Source organism: Alloscardovia theropitheci (assembly GCF_004332295.1).
Classification (GTDB): domain Bacteria; phylum Actinomycetota; class Actinomycetes; order Actinomycetales; family Bifidobacteriaceae; genus Alloscardovia; species Alloscardovia theropitheci.
The window spans coordinates 253,419-273,465 of record NZ_RXLP01000019.1 but is presented as its reverse complement, the minus strand read 5'-3'; the positions used below and the strand labels follow the sequence as shown (position 1 = coordinate 273,465).

18 protein-coding genes and 2 tRNA genes are annotated in these 20,047 nt (G+C 42.4%); 3 read left to right on the top strand and 17 right to left on the bottom strand.

What is annotated here, in order from left to right:
* Positions 1-15: 15 nt before the first annotated feature.
* Complete coding sequence (locus EJ419_RS04650) at positions 16-678, bottom strand: M48 family metallopeptidase (RefSeq protein ID WP_131284068.1); 663 nt, start codon at positions 676-678, stop codon at positions 16-18.
* Between the two features lie 141 nt (positions 679-819).
* Here EJ419_RS04650 and EJ419_RS04645 point away from each other — a divergent pair.
* Together EJ419_RS04645 and EJ419_RS04640 are read left to right on the top strand one after the other, a co-directional pair.
* A tRNA-Ile gene (locus EJ419_RS04645) sits at positions 820-893 on the top strand.
* 52 nt (positions 894-945) lie between these two features.
* A tRNA-Ala gene (locus tag EJ419_RS04640) sits at positions 946-1,018 on the top strand.
* Positions 1,019-1,127: 109 nt separating this feature from the next.
* Here the strand turns inward: EJ419_RS04640 and EJ419_RS04635 are convergent.
* The 4 genes from EJ419_RS04635 to EJ419_RS04620 form a co-directional block, all read right to left on the bottom strand.
* Positions 1,128-1,379 (bottom strand): hypothetical protein, encoded by a 252-nt coding sequence (locus tag EJ419_RS04635; protein WP_131284066.1) that lies wholly within the window; start codon positions 1,377-1,379, stop codon positions 1,128-1,130.
* A gap of 347 nt (positions 1,380-1,726) precedes the next feature.
* A complete protein-coding gene (locus EJ419_RS04630; RefSeq protein ID WP_131284064.1) occupies positions 1,727-2,254 on the bottom strand; it encodes a cyclophilin-like fold protein in 528 nt (175 codons plus the stop codon).
* Between the two features lie 2 nt (positions 2,255-2,256).
* Entirely contained in the window at positions 2,257-3,168 is a 912-nt protein-coding gene (locus tag EJ419_RS04625; RefSeq protein WP_205668822.1) for an alpha/beta hydrolase family protein, read from the bottom strand.
* Between the two features lie 123 nt (positions 3,169-3,291).
* On the bottom strand, positions 3,292-4,182 hold the full coding sequence (locus EJ419_RS04620) for a LysR family transcriptional regulator (protein ID WP_131284062.1): 891 nt from the start codon (positions 4,180-4,182) through the stop codon (positions 3,292-3,294).
* Positions 4,183-4,296: 114 nt separating this feature from the next.
* Between EJ419_RS04620 and EJ419_RS04615 the strand changes: the two genes are divergently transcribed.
* Positions 4,297-4,875, top strand: a complete 579-nt coding sequence (locus EJ419_RS04615; protein WP_131284060.1) for a DapH/DapD/GlmU-related protein — start codon at positions 4,297-4,299, stop codon at positions 4,873-4,875.
* 98 nt (positions 4,876-4,973) lie between these two features.
* Here EJ419_RS04615 and EJ419_RS04610 read toward each other — a convergent pair whose 3' ends face one another.
* From EJ419_RS04610 to EJ419_RS04555, 12 genes are all read right to left on the bottom strand, one after another.
* Entirely contained in the window at positions 4,974-5,987 is a 1,014-nt protein-coding gene (locus tag EJ419_RS04610) for an asparaginase (protein WP_131284058.1), read from the bottom strand.
* Positions 5,988-6,113: 126 nt separating this feature from the next.
* A complete protein-coding gene (locus EJ419_RS04605) occupies positions 6,114-7,688 on the bottom strand; it encodes an amino acid permease (RefSeq protein ID WP_131284056.1) in 1,575 nt (524 codons plus the stop codon).
* Positions 7,689-7,836: 148 nt separating this feature from the next.
* A complete protein-coding gene (locus tag EJ419_RS04600) occupies positions 7,837-9,021 on the bottom strand; it encodes a pyridoxal phosphate-dependent aminotransferase (protein WP_131284054.1) in 1,185 nt (394 codons plus the stop codon).
* Positions 9,022-9,167: 146 nt separating this feature from the next.
* Positions 9,168-10,271 carry a type 2 isopentenyl-diphosphate Delta-isomerase gene (gene fni / locus EJ419_RS04595; protein ID WP_240680336.1) on the bottom strand — a complete coding sequence of 368 codons (1,104 nt, stop codon included), beginning with the start codon at positions 10,269-10,271 and terminating at the stop codon, positions 9,168-9,170.
* A 93-nt stretch (positions 10,272-10,364) separates the two neighbouring features.
* A complete protein-coding gene (locus EJ419_RS04590; protein WP_165496235.1) occupies positions 10,365-11,528 on the bottom strand; it encodes a phosphomevalonate kinase in 1,164 nt (387 codons plus the stop codon).
* Positions 11,521-12,567: a diphosphomevalonate decarboxylase gene (gene mvaD / locus EJ419_RS04585; RefSeq protein WP_240680335.1), complete on the bottom strand. Its 1,047-nt coding sequence runs from the start codon at positions 12,565-12,567 to the stop codon at positions 11,521-11,523. The genes EJ419_RS04590 and mvaD overlap by 8 nt, the downstream gene beginning before the upstream one ends.
* A complete protein-coding gene (gene mvk / locus EJ419_RS04580; RefSeq protein WP_131284048.1) occupies positions 12,567-13,532 on the bottom strand; it encodes a mevalonate kinase in 966 nt (321 codons plus the stop codon). The genes mvaD and mvk overlap by 1 nt, the downstream gene beginning before the upstream one ends.
* Before the next feature lie 124 nt (positions 13,533-13,656).
* On the bottom strand, positions 13,657-14,280 hold the full coding sequence (locus EJ419_RS04575; protein WP_131284046.1) for a DNA-3-methyladenine glycosylase: 624 nt from the start codon (positions 14,278-14,280) through the stop codon (positions 13,657-13,659).
* A gap of 706 nt (positions 14,281-14,986) precedes the next feature.
* Positions 14,987-16,027 carry a glycosyltransferase family 2 protein gene (locus tag EJ419_RS04570; protein WP_205668826.1) on the bottom strand — a complete coding sequence of 347 codons (1,041 nt, stop codon included), beginning with the start codon at positions 16,025-16,027 and terminating at the stop codon, positions 14,987-14,989.
* A gap of 153 nt (positions 16,028-16,180) precedes the next feature.
* Entirely contained in the window at positions 16,181-16,741 is a 561-nt protein-coding gene (locus EJ419_RS04565) for a GtrA domain-containing protein (RefSeq protein ID WP_131284042.1), read from the bottom strand.
* 270 nt (positions 16,742-17,011) lie between these two features.
* Complete coding sequence (locus tag EJ419_RS04560; protein ID WP_131284040.1) at positions 17,012-17,596, bottom strand: GtrA family protein; 585 nt, start codon at positions 17,594-17,596, stop codon at positions 17,012-17,014.
* Positions 17,589-20,033, bottom strand: coding sequence for a glycoside hydrolase family 3 C-terminal domain-containing protein (locus EJ419_RS04555; RefSeq protein WP_240680334.1), 2,445 nt, complete (start codon positions 20,031-20,033; stop codon positions 17,589-17,591). Before EJ419_RS04555 ends, EJ419_RS04560 begins: the two co-directional genes overlap by 8 nt.
* Positions 20,034-20,047 lie beyond the last annotated feature (14 nt).

Below are 20,047 nucleotides of genomic sequence, written 5' to 3'. Positions count from 1 at the left end.
CTATCTCTCGTGCAGTTAGTAACTCCCGTAGGAGTTGAGCGCTCGTCTTTTATTTTTCCAATCGGGAATGTACATGCTCATACGTCGCTGGAATCCCGCACCATGTCCGCGCTCATAAAGGTGGGTAAGCTCATGAACGAGAACGTATTCCAATAATTCTTCTGGCACAAAAGCAAGCGCTAAATTAAGGCGGATACGACCCGTTGCGGGTGTACATGATCCCCATCGGGTCTTCATCACACGTAAAGTAATATGGCTTGGTTGACGATCGATAACACACCCCCACTTTTCTAGGAGTGCAGGAAGTTTCTTATTTATTATCGCACGAGCTTCTTTTTCTCGCTGCTGCGTCCACCCAGTAAGCACATTCTCATGATTATGTACAGAGCCATCGTGCTGTTTTCTCTCCCGAGTTAATAGAATTCTGTCGCGTGCATTATCAATCCACTGTGCCCGCGATTCAATTAATGTAACGATATCGCTTTGCTTCACATAATAAGGCGCCGTAACTTCCACGTGTCCATCTGGCTGTTTTACACGCAAATACATGTTCTTTATGCGCTTAAGAATAACCGTTACTTGAAATCCATCAATATCTAATTCAAATATCTGTGTTGAATTTCGAGACGTTTTCTTCGCTTTATTTCGAGAAGTAGATTGAGGCGTATTTCTTGGCATACACTTAGTGTGCCACATGAGTTTCTCTCCCGCATTATTAATGCTCACGACACGCGCAGAGAGCTAAATTGACTTTGCCTCATTAATAGTCTATGATTTTCTTTTGTTGTGACTAAGGTCATAACTCCATAATAGAAGATTGGGCCCGTAGCTCAGCAGGTTAGAGCGCATCCCTGATAAGGATGAGGTCGAAGGTTCGAGTCCCTCCGGGCCCACGCTGATAAGCGTGTCGCAGTCCATTAAACATGGTAAGCTCTTTCTTCGTACGGGGGTATGGCGCAGCTGGTAGCGCATCTGCTTTGCAAGCAGAGGGTCAGGGGTTCGAGTCCCCTTACCTCCACAATTATTAAGGTCTGAATCATTTGATTCAGACCTTTTGCTTTCCGCTCAAGCTCTTATTCGCTCGACTAAGATACTAATTTATGTACATATAAGCCGTAAGCCCTTCTCTAGCCATGAGTTAACCCCAAGTCAGACGAGCCTAGAAAAGTGTATCCACCTTCATCAAGCATACGATTTTGAGCGAGTTTCCAAGCAAGAAGCAATGATTGAATTGGATCTATTCCTGCAATAGCATGGGACCAGATGATGGCTTCCTCGTGCGAAATGACGCAAGCATTATCACGCGAAAGTGTTACTCGAGTCCAATATTCATCCTTGCTCATCCATACGGGATAAGCGGTTATGAGTGTATATGTCATCCCTTCACGTTCGTCATTTCCCCAAGAAGACGTACATCTTGATTCTTAATTAAACCAAAATCACCAAAACCAGCATTATTTATCCAAGCATCAACCTCAATATCGCCAGTAACCGCATCAAAAAGCTCCTCTAATGTTGCTACTTTAGATAAATCTCACGGGGATGAGACTACCTGAACTGAAGGAAATCTTGACACAATATCTTCTTGGAGTTACATAAGACGGTCTTTTCGGCGAGCGCTTGCTACAATATTTCTTCCATATGACGCAACTTCAAGCGCAGTAGCATATCCTATCCCACTACTTACCCCAGTAATAACACTGTAAGATATAGTATCTTTTGTTATCTAATCGACCTTTTTAATTTCAGCATCATACGTAGATTGTGTATTGATTACATCTTTAGCATTCTCGGTCGTAAAGTGACCGATGACATGGATTCCTGAGTATTCGCTCACATCACCGTAGTAGAATACAATACGATTATCTGGCTGCCAATATGCGATATCTCCCTCTTGTGGATCATGACTATATGAAGAATTTCCAACTTCTACAGAAAAAGGAAGATCTGCTATTTTCTCCTCAAAATTAGCTGAAAAATCTTTGAAATTTAGTGTCAAAGGCATGTGAGAAAGGATTTCTTGAGCAGCCTGTGTATCATTTAATTCAGCGTCAAGAACAGTATTACCAATTTTCACTTGGATTCTTGTTAAAGAGTTATTATCTGTTGTATTTGACTGACTTGTAGCCTTATTTGTCGTTTCCTGTGTCACATTATTTGCATTAATTGTGTTGCTTGCGCATGCGCTCAAAAGAACGACACTAAATAGACAAACAATTACTTTTATCCCGTTTCGTAAGATTCTTGCAAACATATTTACTTCCTATTTGTTGTGATGAATGAGATAATCTGTGGGGCAATACTTGTTTGAATGGAGGTAGAGAATCCATGCCCTCCATCAGGCACTTGTGTCAAGGTAGCGTGAGGAAAGGCTTGTTCAGCTCTTTGAGAGTAAGAAAGTGGGACAAGATTATCTGCCGTTCCATGAAAAATGGCTACTGGCCCCCTGTACTTAGAAATCTCTGAAAATATATCAATATTCCAAACATCTGTGAAGTAGCGTTTTCCAACTTCGATACCCATCAGGTTATACGTATTAGGAATCGCATTTTCTGAAGAAAAACGTTCATGTGCATCATTAATAAGCGAAAATGCAGGATACAATAAGACAACGCCACGGATTAAACTTTGTATATCATCATTACTTGCCGTTAATGATGTCACAACACCACCTTGGCTAGCTCCCATAAGGAAAATATTATTTGTATCTACGAAATCCTGATTTCGAATCATAGATAGAGCATCACGTAAATTGCGAGATTCTGTAAGAACAGACATATCTGTTGTCTCACCTTCACTCTGGCTGGGACTATATCCCGAACCACCCGCAAAATCAAACGCATATACAGCAATTCCTGCCGTAGCAATTGCTTCTTGCAGAGTACTCTCTTGTTCATAATTTCCACCAAAACCATGACTGAAAATAACGGTCGGTATACGCCCATCTGACTGGGGAATAAGTGCGCGACCATAAATATTCTTGCCATCACTCGTGAACGATATATCACGCTCAGTTACAGATGAAGTCTGGCGAGCAACTCCCGAATTTTCGTTATTCCTGTCGTTGCTATTATTTCGTGACATCTGATGAAAAATCACATTCCCTCCGATAATTACACACACGCTAACAAGGACACTGACGATTGCTATTATTATTTTCTTCTTCATATAAGCCTCGACTACTTGTACGGATCTCAATACTTCATACTATGAGAAAAAATCAAAGAAATAAAATAGTAATAATACATACAAAACTATTAATAATAGTAATAGTCAGCATTCGTTGTGACTTTATTCTTCAAAACTCTCATCACACACCAATTGCACATATTTAATAAACTCATTTATAAGTGGGCTAAATTTCTGCTGTTTATTCCATACGACATACATCGAATTCGTCAAGGTCGGACCCAACGGTCTGAACGTTAATCCCGATTCTTGCGACACATCGACTAATCCCGCAAACCCCAACATGAGTCCCAAACCCTGACGGACCATTACTGCCGCATTTGTCGCAAGATTATAATAAGCAACAACATTGTCCTTACTAATTGTATTCCCCTGCCATCGCGGTAAATCATATGTCAGGGACTGTCGCGAAACGATAATTGGTTTATTACTCAAATCGGAATTGGTGATAACTTCTTTCTTCGCAAGCGGATCATCATTTTTCATAACTACACCCCAGTAATCATATCCTGGTATTTCCAAGAACTCATACCTTTCGAGAGTAGGGGGCTGAGCTATTACTGCAAGATCTACGAGGTTATTCGCCAATAATGACAGAATATACTCAGTACCTCCACTCGTTACATCAAGTGTTGTCTGCCGACACTCGCGGTGAAAAATATTAAAAGCCGACGAAATTTTCTCGAACAGGATTGACTCAGCAGCACCAATTTTAATTTCCCCCGATAAATTTGAATCAAAGCTATCAAATTCATGAATGGTTTTATCAACAAGAGCAACAATCGTTCGGGCATGTTCTTGAAGAAGTAGACCAGCTGGTGTAAGTTCCAAATAACGCGCCTGGCGAATAAAAAGTGTAGTATTAAGCTGCTTCTCAAGCTTTTTCATCTGTACAGAAAGTGTTGGCTGTGCGATTTGCAAAACTTCTGAAGCATACGTTATATTTCCATATTCGGCAACTGTGAGAAAATTCCGCAATAACGTCGTATCCATTGCACTTTCTCCTTCTATTACTATTTGTAATAATTATATATAAGGTATAGCTATTTGTAATGTATGTTTATTAGATATATCGTCAAAGGTATTCACTTAAAAAGGAAGACGCATATGTTTAATGAACAGAAACTCATCCAGCACCTTAATGACGGTCTCACTATTAATCCGCAACATGATAATGACCTATTTGAGACAGTCATTGCTATTGGCAACGCTAATCGTACACTTACACAAAAGATGAACACTTCACAAGTATCTGATAACGACATTCGAATTATCATGGAAAAAATAACCGGCAAGAAAATTGATAAAGATTTTCGACTCTTTCCACCTTTTTACACAGACTTCGGACGCAATATTCACTTAGGAAAACGAGTTTTTATTAACGCGAGTGCACACTTTCAAGATCAAGGAGGAATCTATATAGGTGACGATTGTTTTATCGGCCACAGTGTAGTCATCGCAACCATTAATCATCCTTTAATTCCCGAAGAAAGAAGTACCCTTATTCCTCAATCAGTCCACTTAGGAAAAGGCGTATGGGTGGGATCTCACACCACAATACTTCCTGGTATTCATATTGGGGATAATGCCGTCATTGGTGCCGGTTCTGTCGTAACTAAAGATGTACCTGCCCGAAACGTTGTAGCAGGCAATCCTGCACGGGTGATTCATCAAACACTTGAGTAGGCATTCACGTTAAAGAAACTAGTGAGTATGTATTAGCTTGTGGCGGGTAAGAATCATAAATCTTTTACTCGCCACTTCTAAATTAGTAACATCACAAATCATTCTTTACCCTTATACGCCGGCGTCAACTCACCAGCAATTGGCTTGCAAATCCATTGTGCAAGTTCTTTTCCACGCAGGCCTTGCGATAAGAGGAAAATAATTTTGGCATATGCAGCTTCAAGAGTCATATCTCCAGAACCCACAGCTCCGGCCTTAGCGATTGCATCACCAGTTTCGTAATGTCCTAGAAGTACTTCAGACTGCTGACATTGCGATGACACAATGACAGGCACTCCATCATCAATAGCAACCTTGATAACATCCGTTAAACCTGGCTCATCAGATGGCACATTTCCCACGCCATATGCACGCAAAAGAACAGCCTCAGGACGAGGTGTCAAGATGTGTTCAAGACGCTCAGCGGTTATACCTGGAACCATATCAAGCACTACGACATCATGGCGGCTATATGGCTGAGGATTTACCCAACCACATCCTGAACGTTCTACTGGATACCAACGCCATGGAGCACCCGTACGCGCAAGAGGACCCGTTGCAGGCGACGAGAAGCCTTCAAAAGCCCATGATGAATTTTTAGTAACACGATTTCCAGCAAAAAGGTGATGTCCGAAGAACAATGTGACACCATCAGCACGATGATACAAAGTAGCATTAAGAGCACCCGTGACGTTCGCCGTAGCATCAGTTTCTACCATTCCTAGAGGCAGCTGAGACCCTGTAAGAACAACTGGTTTCCCAAATTCTGTCAGAGCATAGCTCAAGGCAGCGGAAGAGTAGCTCATCGTATCAGTTCCGTGTAATACGACAAATGCATCTGCATCATCATGATTGAGCCACAAATCATCAATAATAGCTTGCCAATTATCAGGGGTTGCATTAGACGAATCTATAAGCGGATTGAGATCCGTAATTGTCACGTTTCCCTTACCAAGCTGAGTACCTTCGAGGATACGGTCAAGCCATCCGTGTAAATCAGCACCAGGTACCAAACCGCTTGGAGAATCAATCATTCCAATTGTTCCACCAGTATATGTGACGTGAATGCGCATGCTCACCCCTTCTGCTCAATCTCAATAAGTCGAACTCGGTCCTACGTAAATCTTACAGAGCTATTATTTAATAATACTCTCAGATACGTCTATGGCGACCCACAGGCCGCCATAGAAATCTTTAGATTATTTTGTACTTAGTTTATCCGTTTCCGCGATACCATCAGTAGTCGTTTCAGTAACGGATTCTGATTCTAAAACTTCATCGATGTCTGTATCAAGCATTTCGTCCATTAAATTGCCCTGAATGCGACCTCGAACGTAGTACCATCCGATGATAAGCAAGATAACCACCACACCAAAGAGTGCAAGAGTCTTGCGACCAGAATCACTCCAGAAGTTTGATAGTACAACCGTGGTAAAGAAGATTAAAGCAACGTAATCGCTATAAGGAGCCCACGGCATATGATACGCAGGACGAGTTTCCTCACCCTTCTTGACTTTACGCATAAACGCGATATGTGTAATAAGAATCATCGCCCATGTACCTGCGATGCCGATGCCGGCCAAATCCATAATGACATTAAAGGCATCCTCAGCCAATACTGCATTAAGCACAACGCCTACAAGACCTAATGCAGAAGTGATGATAATTCCACCATATGGAACTTTGTTCTTATTGAGTCGTGCAGCAAACTTTGGACCCGACCCAGCGATTGCCATGGATCGCAAGGTACGTCCTGTGGCGTACAGACCCGCGTTCAGGGACGATAAAGCTGCTGTCAAAACGACAACTTCAATAATATCGCCTGCATAAGGAACGTTAATTCCTGAGAAGAAAGTAACGAATGGGGACTGAGATGAAGAATAAGAGCTATATGGCAGTACCAAAGCCATTAAGATAACGGATCCGACGTAAAAAACGAAGATACGTACAATCATAGAATTAATTGCCTTTGGAAGCACTTTTTGTGCGTTCTCTGTTTCTCCAGCAGCCACTCCAACCATTTCAGTACCACCAAAAGCGTAAACAACACCGAGAGTCAAGGACAGTACAATTGGCAATCCTTGTGGCAAAAGTCCACCATAATCCGCGATATTATGCCAGCCAGCAGTTAATGCGCTTCCGTCAGCAGCTGTTCCTGTATGAGCATGGAAAATAATGGCACCAATAGCAACTACCATAAAGACGATAATCGTCGTTACTTTAATCGCAGCAAACCAGAATTCTGCTTCCCCGAACATCTTCACGCTCATCATATTGAGAGCAAAAACGACAGCAAGCGCAACGAGCGCAAGAACCCACTGAGGAATTGGCTTAAACAAAGACCAGTAATGCATATACAGTGCTACAGCAGTAATATCAGCCATAACTGTTGTAGCCCAGTCCAAGAAGAACATCCATCCAGTGATATATGCGCCTTTTTCACCCAAAAATTCGCGCGAATACGATACAAAAGCGCCGGAACTTGGACGGCGAATTGCTAGCTCACCCAATGCGCGAACCATAAGGAATGCAAAAAGACCGCAGATAGCATAAGCAATCACAAGTCCTGCACCGCCTTGAGCTAAGCGACCACCAGCTCCTAGGAAAAGACCCGTTCCGATGGACCCGCCGATAGCAATCATCTGAATATGGCGAGCTTTAAGACCTTTTTCATATCCTGAGTCACCGTGGTCAATGTTTGCCTTAGATGTATCGTTTTGTGCAGTCTTATTCTCTTTTACTGCGTTCTCTTCTCCCACGCATTTCTCCTTCATATGCACGCTATGACATATATGATTCTTGCATTGCAAAAATAGCGAGCGGTATTATCCAAAACTTATTACCGATGTATGACTGTACTGTATACCGTAACTTTTAACTGTTAGTTCACAATTTTTGTCACACATTTTCGATTCAGTATCATTATCGGGCATTTTCTTCTAGCCACGTACGTATACGTGCTGCTGATTCGCGTAAATTCTCCATACTTGCTGCGTAGCTAGCTCGTACCCATCGTGATTGCGGATCGCCAAATGCAGCACCTGGAATAAGTGCTACTTTAGCTTCATACGCAAGCTTGGTACAAAATTCTAAGCTTGTCCCATCGAACCACTGTGGAATTTGAATAAACAGGTAGAATGCGCCATCTGGATAAGCGACGTTTAATCCCATATCGACTAACTCGTTATACATGAAATTACGGCGATTAGAATATTGAGCAACCATATGCTCAATATCGCTATCACCATGCTCGTATCCCTCTTGAGCCGCATCCATGGTGAAAGTAGCTCCCGTTGCCACATTTGATTGGTGAACTTTAACGAATTCCTGCGCAAGTTCTACCGGAGCTGCGATATATCCCACACGCCATCCAGTCATTGCAAATGCTTTTGAAGCTGAGTCAATGAGCACAGTATTTTCCGGAACATATCGAGCAATAGAATCTGCACGTCCTTCACCGTAATAAATTTCGCTATACACTTCATCGGAAACTACGATAATATCGCGAGCGCGTACGATGTCAGCAAGAGCTTGAATTTCCTCACTCGTAAGTGCTACGCCTGTAGGATTATTAGGATAATTTATTATTAAAATCGGGTGTTTTCCTGCTTGATGAGCGCGATCGATTGCCGCTTCAAGTTGCTCAGGGGTTAATTTGAAACCCGTGTCCGTTGTATCAATAAGATCAACTGTTCCCCCGGCCAGCAAGGTCTGTGTCTTATATGCTCCAAATGCCGGAATAGGAATAATGGACTGCGTTTCCTCACTCAGTAGCGCCCCGAGCGATGATGACAACGCTTCCGAGCCGCCCACTGTCGCAACGATGTTATCGACCGTGTAATTTAGTTGACGACGTCGCTTCAAATACCCCACAACAGCCTCACGAAGTCCCATCGTCCCCGCATTTGGCGCGTAGTGAGTGTGTCCTGCTTTAATGGATTCAATACCCGCTTGGGTAATACGTTCAGGAGTAGGGAAGTCTGGTTCGCCGAGAGTTAATTTAATAATTCCATCAATATCTGAAATTTCAGCATCAAAAGAACGAATCAGCGATCCTCTCAGGTCTCGAACAGCTGAGCGAACGGTATTAGCAGTATTGTCTGTCATAATTTCCTTCAAATGGGCTAACAGTACTGTGTCATACTTTACTCATAAAAGAGGAATTTACAGCGAGATAATGCCTTTTCGTCTTAAAATTTGGAGCTCTTCTTTATCTCCCCATTATCTCAGGGCTTTATTTGCCTCATAGAATGTTACTTCCACATTTGTGCACGTTGACGACGATATGAAATCAAACTTTCCGGTAAAGTGTAACGCGCTTGCGTGCGCAACTGCTCAAGATTTTCCACACCCAAAATAGTCATGATATTCGTGATATGTTCATCCCAATCGTGAATTAATTCGATTGTGGATTCCACTGCTTCATTATCATCATCACTACTTGTAATTGCCTGCAAGAACGCTCCTGATAATCCGACAGCATCTGCTCCTAATGCACAATATTTGACGATATCAAGTGGTCCGCGTACACCGCCCGACGCAATAATAGATACATCGTGAGCATCCACTCCTTGATTCTTACGAGCCTCTACTGCTTCTATAAGGGATCGAATTGTTGACAGACCCCAATTTTCCATGTAATTAAAGTCTTGCTTATTATTGCGAGCGTTTTCAATCTGAGCAAAATTCGTACCACCGCGACCAGCAATATCCACGGTATGAACTCCAATATTGAGAAGTTGTTGAACTGTTTCATAGCTCATGCCAAATCCAACTTCTTTAACGATAACTGGCACATGGCTTTCTTGAACTATTGCACGAATATTATTCATCCAACCGGTAAAATCTTTCTCACCTTCTGGCATGACGATTTCCTGTACTGCGTTGAGATGTATTTGCAATGCAACAGCGCCAATCACTTCTTGAACGAGCTGAGCCGATTCTACTGTGTGTTCAGCGCCAAGATTTGCGATAAACCGTACGTCAGGGAAATCATCTCGAAGCTGCCTATACGCATCTCGCGTGCGAGGATCTTTAACAGCAATACTCATGGATCCTAATGCAAGTGCTGATTGAGTATCATGAGCTACGCGCGCTAAGCGATAATTAACCCTATTTGTTAGTTCCGTACCGCCAGTCATAGCATTAATAAAATATGGCCGAGGTAGCGAAATTCCAGCGAAAGAAGTCGAAGCTGATACACGTTCTCGACTCATTTCAGGCAATGCTTGATGAACAAATTGCATGGCATCAATTTCATCATGATTCGATAAGGCTTGCACATTGTGAACATAGAACTGCTGAGCAAGACGTAAATGATCATCTTTACGCGAAGAGATATGCACATCTTGTACCATGTCTTTTCCTTCCATCGTCATCTTCAATACCGATTTACTCTTAACTTGCTCAAAACCCACGCTGAAAATCTTTAGGTCTTCCTACATATTAGTTTAGCGAAGTTCCCACGGCATTATTTCTATGCCAGATTTCTTCCATTCGTCAATCATTTTCTCGATTGCATCACTATGCACTTGACTTTTCCGCGCTATAGCAATGCCGCAATCGCCACCACCAGCTCCTGAGAATTTAGCTTCACAACCATACTTACGTGCGATTTCCTTGAATTCTCGCAATTGCTTAGTCTCAGCAAAGTCACCAGTTTCACGTGAAAAAAGCGATATCAATTCACTAGCACGATGATACGCATCCACGAAATCTTGCGCGTTACCATGTTCACATGCATCTTTCATATCATGCGAAATGCGAGCAGAGCTTTCGACAAATTCTTGGTACTGTTGTGCGCAATCAGTTTTATACGCATGCACAGCATTCACTAAGTCATACGAACTTGCAGGAGTTCCCGTCCATCCGATAAACGCTAAGATATCGTGAGGCCAAGTAAGTGCAGTAATTTCTAGCTGATCCCATGGTAGATTCACTACGTCATGAATGCTTGTTTTTTCAATACGCGCAATTAATTGCTGAGAGAACTCTTGAGATGGACGGATATAGTAAACCATTTGGCCAAAACTACTGCAGGCGACATCACCAAAGGACCCATTATCCCCAACAATCAGCAGGGCTAACACTGACAGTTTATACACTGTTTCACGTGAAACATTCGTTCGTGCATTGCCATACGCATGAATCATCGTTTGAATTGTGGCAACCGTTACAGCCCCGGAGGACCCTAGCCCAAATTTTCGACCATCATTTTCTACTAGTTGCGAATCTAATGCGATGCAATCATTGTGGGAGACAAGGATTGCATCTTCATATAAATAACGAGATGCTACATACGATGCAGCCTTAACGTATCGAAGTTCATTGTGAGTAGCGAAAGCAGGTACTCGCATATTCGATAAAGCATCCGCTCCCCATGCTACAGAGATGGCGTCACTGCGCTCGGAATCGGATGCAGAAATAATTCGACCATTTATCTCTTTATTCACAGCAGATATAACTGCGCCTGCTCCATCCACTACCGCATATTCACCGGTCAGATATAGTTTTCCGCAAGCACGACCTTCTACCTGAGGAGACGCAACTTCCTGAGATATATGCATTTCCTGGATATCTCTAGATTCTTCGACATCTTGAGTAACTTTAGCCATAGAGTTCATCCCAAGTTTCATCCCTCATGATGTGAGGAGCAGGTCCAGAAGCAGCATCAAAGAGGGTAATATCCGCAAAGCGTTGTGCTATCTTATCGTGAATTTCCTGACGCTCACTCTTGCGGCATAGAATCTTCACATTCGGTCCCGCATCCATGGTGAAATAAACGCTTAAACCACTATCACGCAGCTCATGAACATACTCAATAATTTCGAAACTACGTGCTGTTAAATACGTAAAAGGAGGGTTAGCAGCGAACATCGTTGCATGGAATTTCATACAATTTGCTTCCATTGCTGCGCCAATTTTATCGATATCCCGCTCAGCAATTCCTTCTCTAACTACACGCAAATCTTCTTCAGAAACCTGCTTCCACAGTGGATAAAATGCTGATGTTTCAGCTGTGTGTTTCATGCCGTACGTACTAGAAATTTTCTTTCTCTGGGTCGATACAGCTGCGAGAATCATTGCCACATCCCAATCGCCATCATCAATAGGCACGGCTACACTATCACTTGATCCTGTCCCATATACCCATTCGACAAATCCGCCAAAAATACTGCGCGTAGCCGATCCTGACCCCTGCCGAGCAAAGGCGCTAAGCTCGGTATCATTCATCAAATCAATAGAATCGGATTCTGGAAGATATTGATTTTCAAATAACGCGCGTAAAGCAAAACTTAATGCTGCAAAACCACTCGATGAGCTTGCCAGCCCAGCAGCCGTTGGAACGTGATTATAACTTTCTACACGAATATATGGTGAATCATCAGCGACGTAGCGACAGCGGAAAAGATTAATAACTTTTACAACCTTTTCAGTTGACTTTTCATCTTGTAATTCGCCGTTGATATACAGAACATCCTTATCAAGATCATTATCGAAACTAACTCGAGTGTCGGTATAGAGAGAATCCAAAGTGAGAGAAAGGCTTGTGCTCGTCGGTAAATATAACTTTTCATCGCGCTTTCCCCAGTATTTGATAAGCGCGATATTTGTATGTGCGCGAGCCGCTACGCTGTTTATATTGTTGTTCACTACCGTATTCCTTTTGAAATCAGCGGAACTTGCCATAGCCGTACCGCACCACTCTTGCGTAAAGCATGCGATATCGTATCAGCTTTGTCCCCATTTTCTGCGAGCGTGATTATGCATCCTCCACGGCCGCTACCAGTAAGTTTTGCTCCTAAAGCACCCGCATTTCGAGCTGACTTAACTAATGTATCAAGTTCCGCGCTTGATACCGATAATTCAGACAAAATATCGTGTGCTTGATTCATAGCAATACCCAATTGTGATAATTCGCATTGACGAAGATACTGCGCACAGTCATACGCCAACTGTCCTAATCGGTTAATTCCTTCAAAAGCTTTATGTGCGATACTCATCGCGGGCGATTGCATTAAAGAACGCACATCGCTAACAGCTGTACGCGTTTGCCCAGTAATACCAGTATCAGCTACAACCAATATTCCTGGTGTCTCAAATCCAAAGGTAGAAATAGTTTCATCACGCTTAAACCACACAGCGCTATCAGAAGCAACTGCGGCACTATCCATTCCTGACGCTCGTGAATGAGCAATATTCTCGGCAATTTGCGCATACTCAAATTCTTGAGCGAAATTAATAGAGCGTTCAGCTAGTTGAGCAAATACTCGGATAATAGCTACGGCGACGGCAGCGGATGACCCCATACCTCGAGCATGTGGAATGGAGGACGTAATAGATAAATCAAAACCAACACCGTCGAGTGAAAAATCCCGTGACAATCGATTAATAAGAACTTGAATATTTCGTAAATTGTCTTGTGCATCGTCAATCAAGCCATGAAAATATTCACAATCAATTGTTCGCACACTATCATTGCGAATCTTGAGATGCGCGCTGAGTTGTGCTTCATGAAGTGGAAGCACAATCGCTGGCTCACCATATACAGCTGAATGCTCTCCGATGAGTATAACTTTGCCATGCGAGAGCGCACGATACCCCTGGATTCCACTCATGTTCACTACTTTAAAAGATGCACGCGCAGAAAAACACTCCTCTTCTAGTGTCTATACACAGTCTATACACAGATTTTACTGTGATTTCTTGTGAACTTTCTATACATCACATAAGCCCCCTTCACTATACGAGAAACGTTCTAGTAAAGCGTTGTTCAGAAACATACGGATTCAATGCACGTGTCTTCTCATGGGCTATAACAAATCGACGCTTATCCTCAACAGCTTTGGAAATTCCAATTCGCGGTGTTTCTAGCACGAACTCATCATCGTGCAAGCCCCCTTCAACTAGCCGAAGAGGAGATGTACTGAGATCGTGCGCATATAACGATTTATCAATTTCCAATGCTTTCGTTAATTTCGCAGGACCATTCGTCATATTCACACCACGAGCTTTGCTGCGCCGTTGTGCAATATATTCCTCGCCTTCTATCGGCTCCGCCGCACGCACAAGAACTCCACTGCCATAGCCTTCACGTCCGCACACGATATTGACACAGTAATGCATACCATATGTGAAATAAATATAAGCAATGCCACCCGCTTCAAACATTGCCCAATTTCTTTGACTCTTACCATGAAAAGTGTGCGAAGCGGGATCATCTTGATCATATGCTTCAGTTTCCACTATGCGCACTTTTGCACATGTGCCATCATTAAACTCGCGAATGAGCACACTTCCAAGTAGTTTGCGAGCGGCTTCAATTGAGCTTATATCTGAACGTCGAAGAAATTCTGGAAATGTCATAGTATATTTTGTACTCCACACACATGTCATAATCTTCTGTCATCTGGCCCATAGCATGTCATTTTTTTTAAGGCTATAATATTAACATCTTCTCACAGTGGAGAAGTTTCACACTTGAGAAGTGACAAAAGTTGTTGACATGAGGGAGTGTGATGACATGAGTAATAATTCGCATAAATCAACGTGGATGAAATCTGGAATCTTACTTATTGCATATATCATTATCACTGCAATTCTTACTGTATGGCTGAGCGTATATATGCCTTCATCCAAACCACTAAAAGACTTCTTAGCATTATATTTCTTTGGTCCTTACACGTGGTTATTACCATTAGTGCTGCTAGTTATCTCAAATAGTTTATTTATCTATGCTCTAAGATTCATCGGGAAACTTTTCGTTATTTTTTCTGGAATTGAATTGCTATCCCGATCTGTGCATCTTATATGCAGATTAATGAACTCACCTATTCCTTCGGCAGCGTACTTACTACTCAATGTAGTCAATATTGTAGCCGGTATAGTCACAATCATATTATTTATTTACTGGCTCACTAAACCATTACTTAATCAACAGAGATTGGAGCGTTTTCAAGCGCGAACACATCATATTTTCGAATAATAAATATCGAAAATGCTGAATAGTAATATGCGGTGAGTTTTCCTTACAAACTCACCGCATTATCTTATAAAGATTATAAATTCACTATTAGCTATTAAAGCCAACCGCCCCATTAGTTACTGCATATGAAGCTTTAATCAAGCCGCGTCCGAGTTTACCGCGAATGGTAACAGCGCGCGTGAGGAATTCTTGACTACGCATATCATTGTAAATATCTTCGTTATATTCCTTCAATCGCTGCCATAGCTCTTCTTTTTGAGCCCAACGCTCAGTATCATTCGACAAGGTGAGGAACACACTCGTAACAATGTATTCTGACGCCAAATAATGCAACATATAGCGATATAACCCAGCTGATACATCTTCCTTGCTAGGCATTGCATGTGTCATTACATCATTAACGCGAATAAGCTGATCAACTCGCTTAATCATAATGTCCTTTTGAACACTTTGTCCTTCACGACCAATGAAGTAACGATAGAAATCAATATTGAGATATGTCAGAGTCTTTACCCATGGCAATGGCTGGAATGAGAAAATAAAATCTACATAGAATGTGTGTTCAGGAAGTTTCAATCCGCTTTGACGTAAAACCTCAGTGCGATATGTCAGCGTATGCATAAGCAGGTATTGATCGATATGGAAATTCTTGACATCATCCCATGTCAGACGCTTATGTGATTCGAATACATTGGTGTATCGAATAGTATGAGAATGATTCTTTGCAACATTCTCATACGTATAGTTGCTTATGAGCAAATCAACTGGTTCCTGGGCACTAGCTTGCGAGCGCAGGAATGCGATATAGGTGATATATGCTGCTGGATCAACCCAATCATCTGCATCTACAATTTTAAGGTACTGCCCCTGAGCAGCTGCTATTCCCGCATTACATGCTCCACCATGACCCGCATTTTCTTGGTGAATTGCACGAACAACTTCAGGGAAACGCTCGACATATGAATCAGCGATTGCTGCTGTGTCATCATGTGAACCATCATCAACGATTACGATTTCGACGTCATCAGTTTGAGGGAGATCAAGGAGAGAATCAATGCAACGCGCTAGATAATCTTCTACATTATATGAAGGAACAACAAAAGAAATCGTTTTTCTCGTCATGGTCACTCTACTCTCATTGACTTTCACTGACCCGTACGAATCAGACCAATTCATTGTACCAAAACTAGGATATGAGTGGATTGTATACATTAAAAAATCCCATGCTTCCAGTGAACGTGGAATCATGGGATTAACAGTGAAAAGTAATTGTCACGTAAATTACTTCTCGTCCTTGCTCTTTGGAGCAATCCAGAACTTCAGCAATGGATATGCCACAATCGTTGCTGCAATAGTATTAAATACAGCACTCAAGGTACTTGCTGCAGCACCCCAACCGATACTATTAGCCCATTCGTTGATATAACTTGGTGCAAATCCAGAAATCATAATGATAAGAAGTGACAGAATGACGTACTTCCATGCTGCGGACATAAAGCTGGCATCAGAATTAAAGACCCACTTCATCTGAACGAAGAAGTTGACCGTCTGAGCAATGATTTCAGTAATAATAGTAGCTAAGAAAATTCCTACACCACCAGCTGCGGAATCATAATTATAAAAAGCGAAATGGAACGGAGCTGTCAATCCCAAAGCTCCAACGAATACAGGTGTCAAAATCCACAACAACACAAATCGCACAACTGTAGAAATTTGCGATAATCCATTGAACTTAATGAACTCCCACAAATCAGGATGTTCAAGTGTCCACTTTTTGAAGGCGGATGCATTGGTGTCAGTCGCAGTTTGATTATTCGCCTGATTTTCAATATTTTCAGCCATGCAAAGTCTCCTTAAAATCATATGTAGTAGCTTTTATCCGACTATTTAAGTGGCTTCACTCACTACAATGCCTATGTGCCACAGCAATTCCGACTATTTACTATCAGTAATGCAATTATTTATGGCATCAAATCACATATCATTTCTATCAATGTATGAATATCGATTAACATTTTCGTCTGCTCTATACAGAATTCTATACACAATAGGTCTATCCGGAAATTACCAGATAGACCTATTGTATCAAGGGCTAGTTATCAGCAGATAAAGCTACTTCTCCTCAGCCTTCTCTTCCTTGCTCTTTGGCATAATCCAGAACTTAAGCAATGGATAGGAGACGACGACAGCCATTAATGTGTTGAATACAGCTGTCAAAGTACTTGATATACCACCCCATCCGATGCTATTTGCCCATGCGCTAATGTAGCTTGGCGCAAATCCGGAAATAATGATGATAATAATTGCAAGTACGATGTACTTCCAAGCAGCATCCTTAAAGTTGGAATCGGACTTAAAGACCCACTTCATCTGTACAAAGAAGTTAACAGTCTGAGCAACAATTTCAGCGATAATCGTTGCGAGGAAGATTCCCAAACCACCATCTTTTGTGTCATAGTTATAGAACATAAAGTGGAATGGAGCCGTCAAAGCCATCGCATTAACGAATAGTGGTGTCAGTACCCACAAAACGATAAAGCGTGATGCTGTAGAAACATTCGACAAGATATTGAAGAGGATAAACTCCCACAAATCAGGGTGCTCGTTAATCCATTTCTTCAAGCCATTTTCATTTTCTGAAGTTGGCGTAACGTCCGCATTCTCTACAGCGGATTCATTAAGTGTTTCGTTACTCATGGGTGATCTCCTTCAGTGTCTTCTTATTAGCAGATGCATTACGGAAATATTCAGCAATAACGTGGCTTATTCCGCGCCAGAAATGCTTGTTAGAGATATCAACGATACCGTCAACCATTTCAGGTGAGACAGCACCGGCAGTCATCTTTGCCATAGCACGTGGAGGCATATTTAAGAGGAACAGTGCATTCAAATCAGGAGCACCAGTACGTTCAAGTGCCTTATCGCTTTGATGCTGAACAGAATTTGCAATCAATCGTGCAACCCACGAACGTGACTGAGTCCATGAAGAGATAGCATCATTTGGTCCTAATACATCTGGACGATAGAGATGCACAGGAGCACCGTACAATGCTTCAAATTCTTCATTTGAGACATTCTTAACATCGCCATCCCAGTAGTGACCCAATGCTGAATTGCGTGGGCGTGGCTGCATAGTTCCCACGATGGTATGTGTTGCGCGAAGTGGGGTATTGTTGACATTGTTTCCAACGAAAATTTCCCATTCCCCAGCCTCAACTTGCCATGAATTCGTCTCAACATCGAAATGACGATAAGTATACTCATCGAAGTCGATACGAACTTGCTTCGATTCATGAGCACCGAGTTCGACTCGTTGGAATCCCTTGAGCTCACGAGCTGGACGCAATACACCTGAATTAATCGGATGTACATAAAGCTGAGCAACATCAGCGCCTGGTACATCAGATGTATTAGTCACAGTGAATGTAACGCCATTATCATCGACATTCAGATCTGAATATTCAAAGCTTGAATAGCTCAAACCGTAGCCGAATGGGAAGCGTACAGGAATATCACGTGTGGTGTAATAACGATATCCTACGAATGGTCCTTCACGATATACAGAGTCACGTTCAGCTACTGGATAATTATCTGAGCTTGGTACGTCTGCATAATCAATTGGCCAGGATTCAGCCAAATGTCCGGAAGGATTAACCTCACCGGTCAAAATATCTACTGTAGCGAGAGCGCCTGCTTGACCAGACAAACCAACGTAAAGAATCGCGTCAACGTCATCAACGAAATCAACTTCTACAGCTGACCCAGCGACGAGTACTACAACGATTTGCTTACCAGTTGCCACCAATTGTTCGAGCATATCAAGCTGAACTTGTGGAATATTCATGTGGGAACGATCAAGACCCTCAGATTCAGAACGTTCATCCAAACCAATGCATGTGATAACTACATCTGGATTTGCTGAATTAACTGTATTAACTGCCTCTTCGATCAATTCTGGACGAGAAGCACCTTGACGGTCATATCCCTGTGCATAATCCAATACATTGATACCATCGCGAGACTTCAAGCTATCAAGCAAGTTATCTACACGATATGCATTAACCTTTGATGATCCTGAACCCTGATAACGGGCTGTTTGTGCCATATCGCCGATAACAACTACATTTGCACCCTTCTTAAGAGGCAAAGCAGAATTTTCGTTGCGAAGAAGCACAGCAGTCTTCTGAGCGATACGACGAGCAATCTCGTGATGAGCAGTTTTCTGCTCTTCTGTCAGGAATCCATTTCCAGATGGATGCGTATTACGAGTCTTTTCTACGATATTAACGACATCCTGTGCTGCGGCAGACAACTCATCATCTGTGAGACGACCATCTTCTATGCCTTTTACGAGCTGACGAGCAGAAGCCAAACCAGCTGCTGGCATTTCCAAAGCAGCACCTACACGTGCCGACTCTACGATATCGTTCGATCCACCCCAGTCAGAGATGACGATACCATCAAACCCCCACTCATCCTTAAGAACATCCTTGATGAGATGTTCATTCTCGTGAGCGTATGTACCGTTAATCATGTTGTACGCAGACATAATCGTCCATGGCTTAGCCTGCTTAACAGCAATTTCAAACGCGGTTAAATAATATTCACGAAGAGTACGCTCATCAACGATAGAATTTGATGCCTGACGACGAAGTTCCTGAGAATTTACAGCAAAATGTTTTGGGCAAGCACCCACACCATTAGACTGAATTCCTTCAATGAATCCAGCAGCTAAACGTCCTGCCAACTGTGGATCTTCAGAATAGTACTCAAAATTGCGTCCACACAGTGGATTTCGTTTCATATTAATACCAGGACCTAAAAGTACCTGTACACCAAGATCCTTAGCTTCTTCGCCAAGAGCTTCGCCCATAGCCTTTACTTCTTCTGGATCCCAAGAATTTGCTACAGTACCAGCTGTTGGGAAGCACGTAGCAGGCTTTGATTCACCCAATCCCAAATGATCGCCTGATCCTGTCTGACGACGTACACCGTTAGGGCCGTCACTCATAACAAACGATGGTAAATCGTATTGCGGGAGATCTCGACTTTCCCATTCCGATTTTCCAGAAAGCAATGACGCTCTTTCAATGCGCGTCATATCCTTTGCATTTACCATTATTTCTTCCTCCATGATGCAAGCTTCCT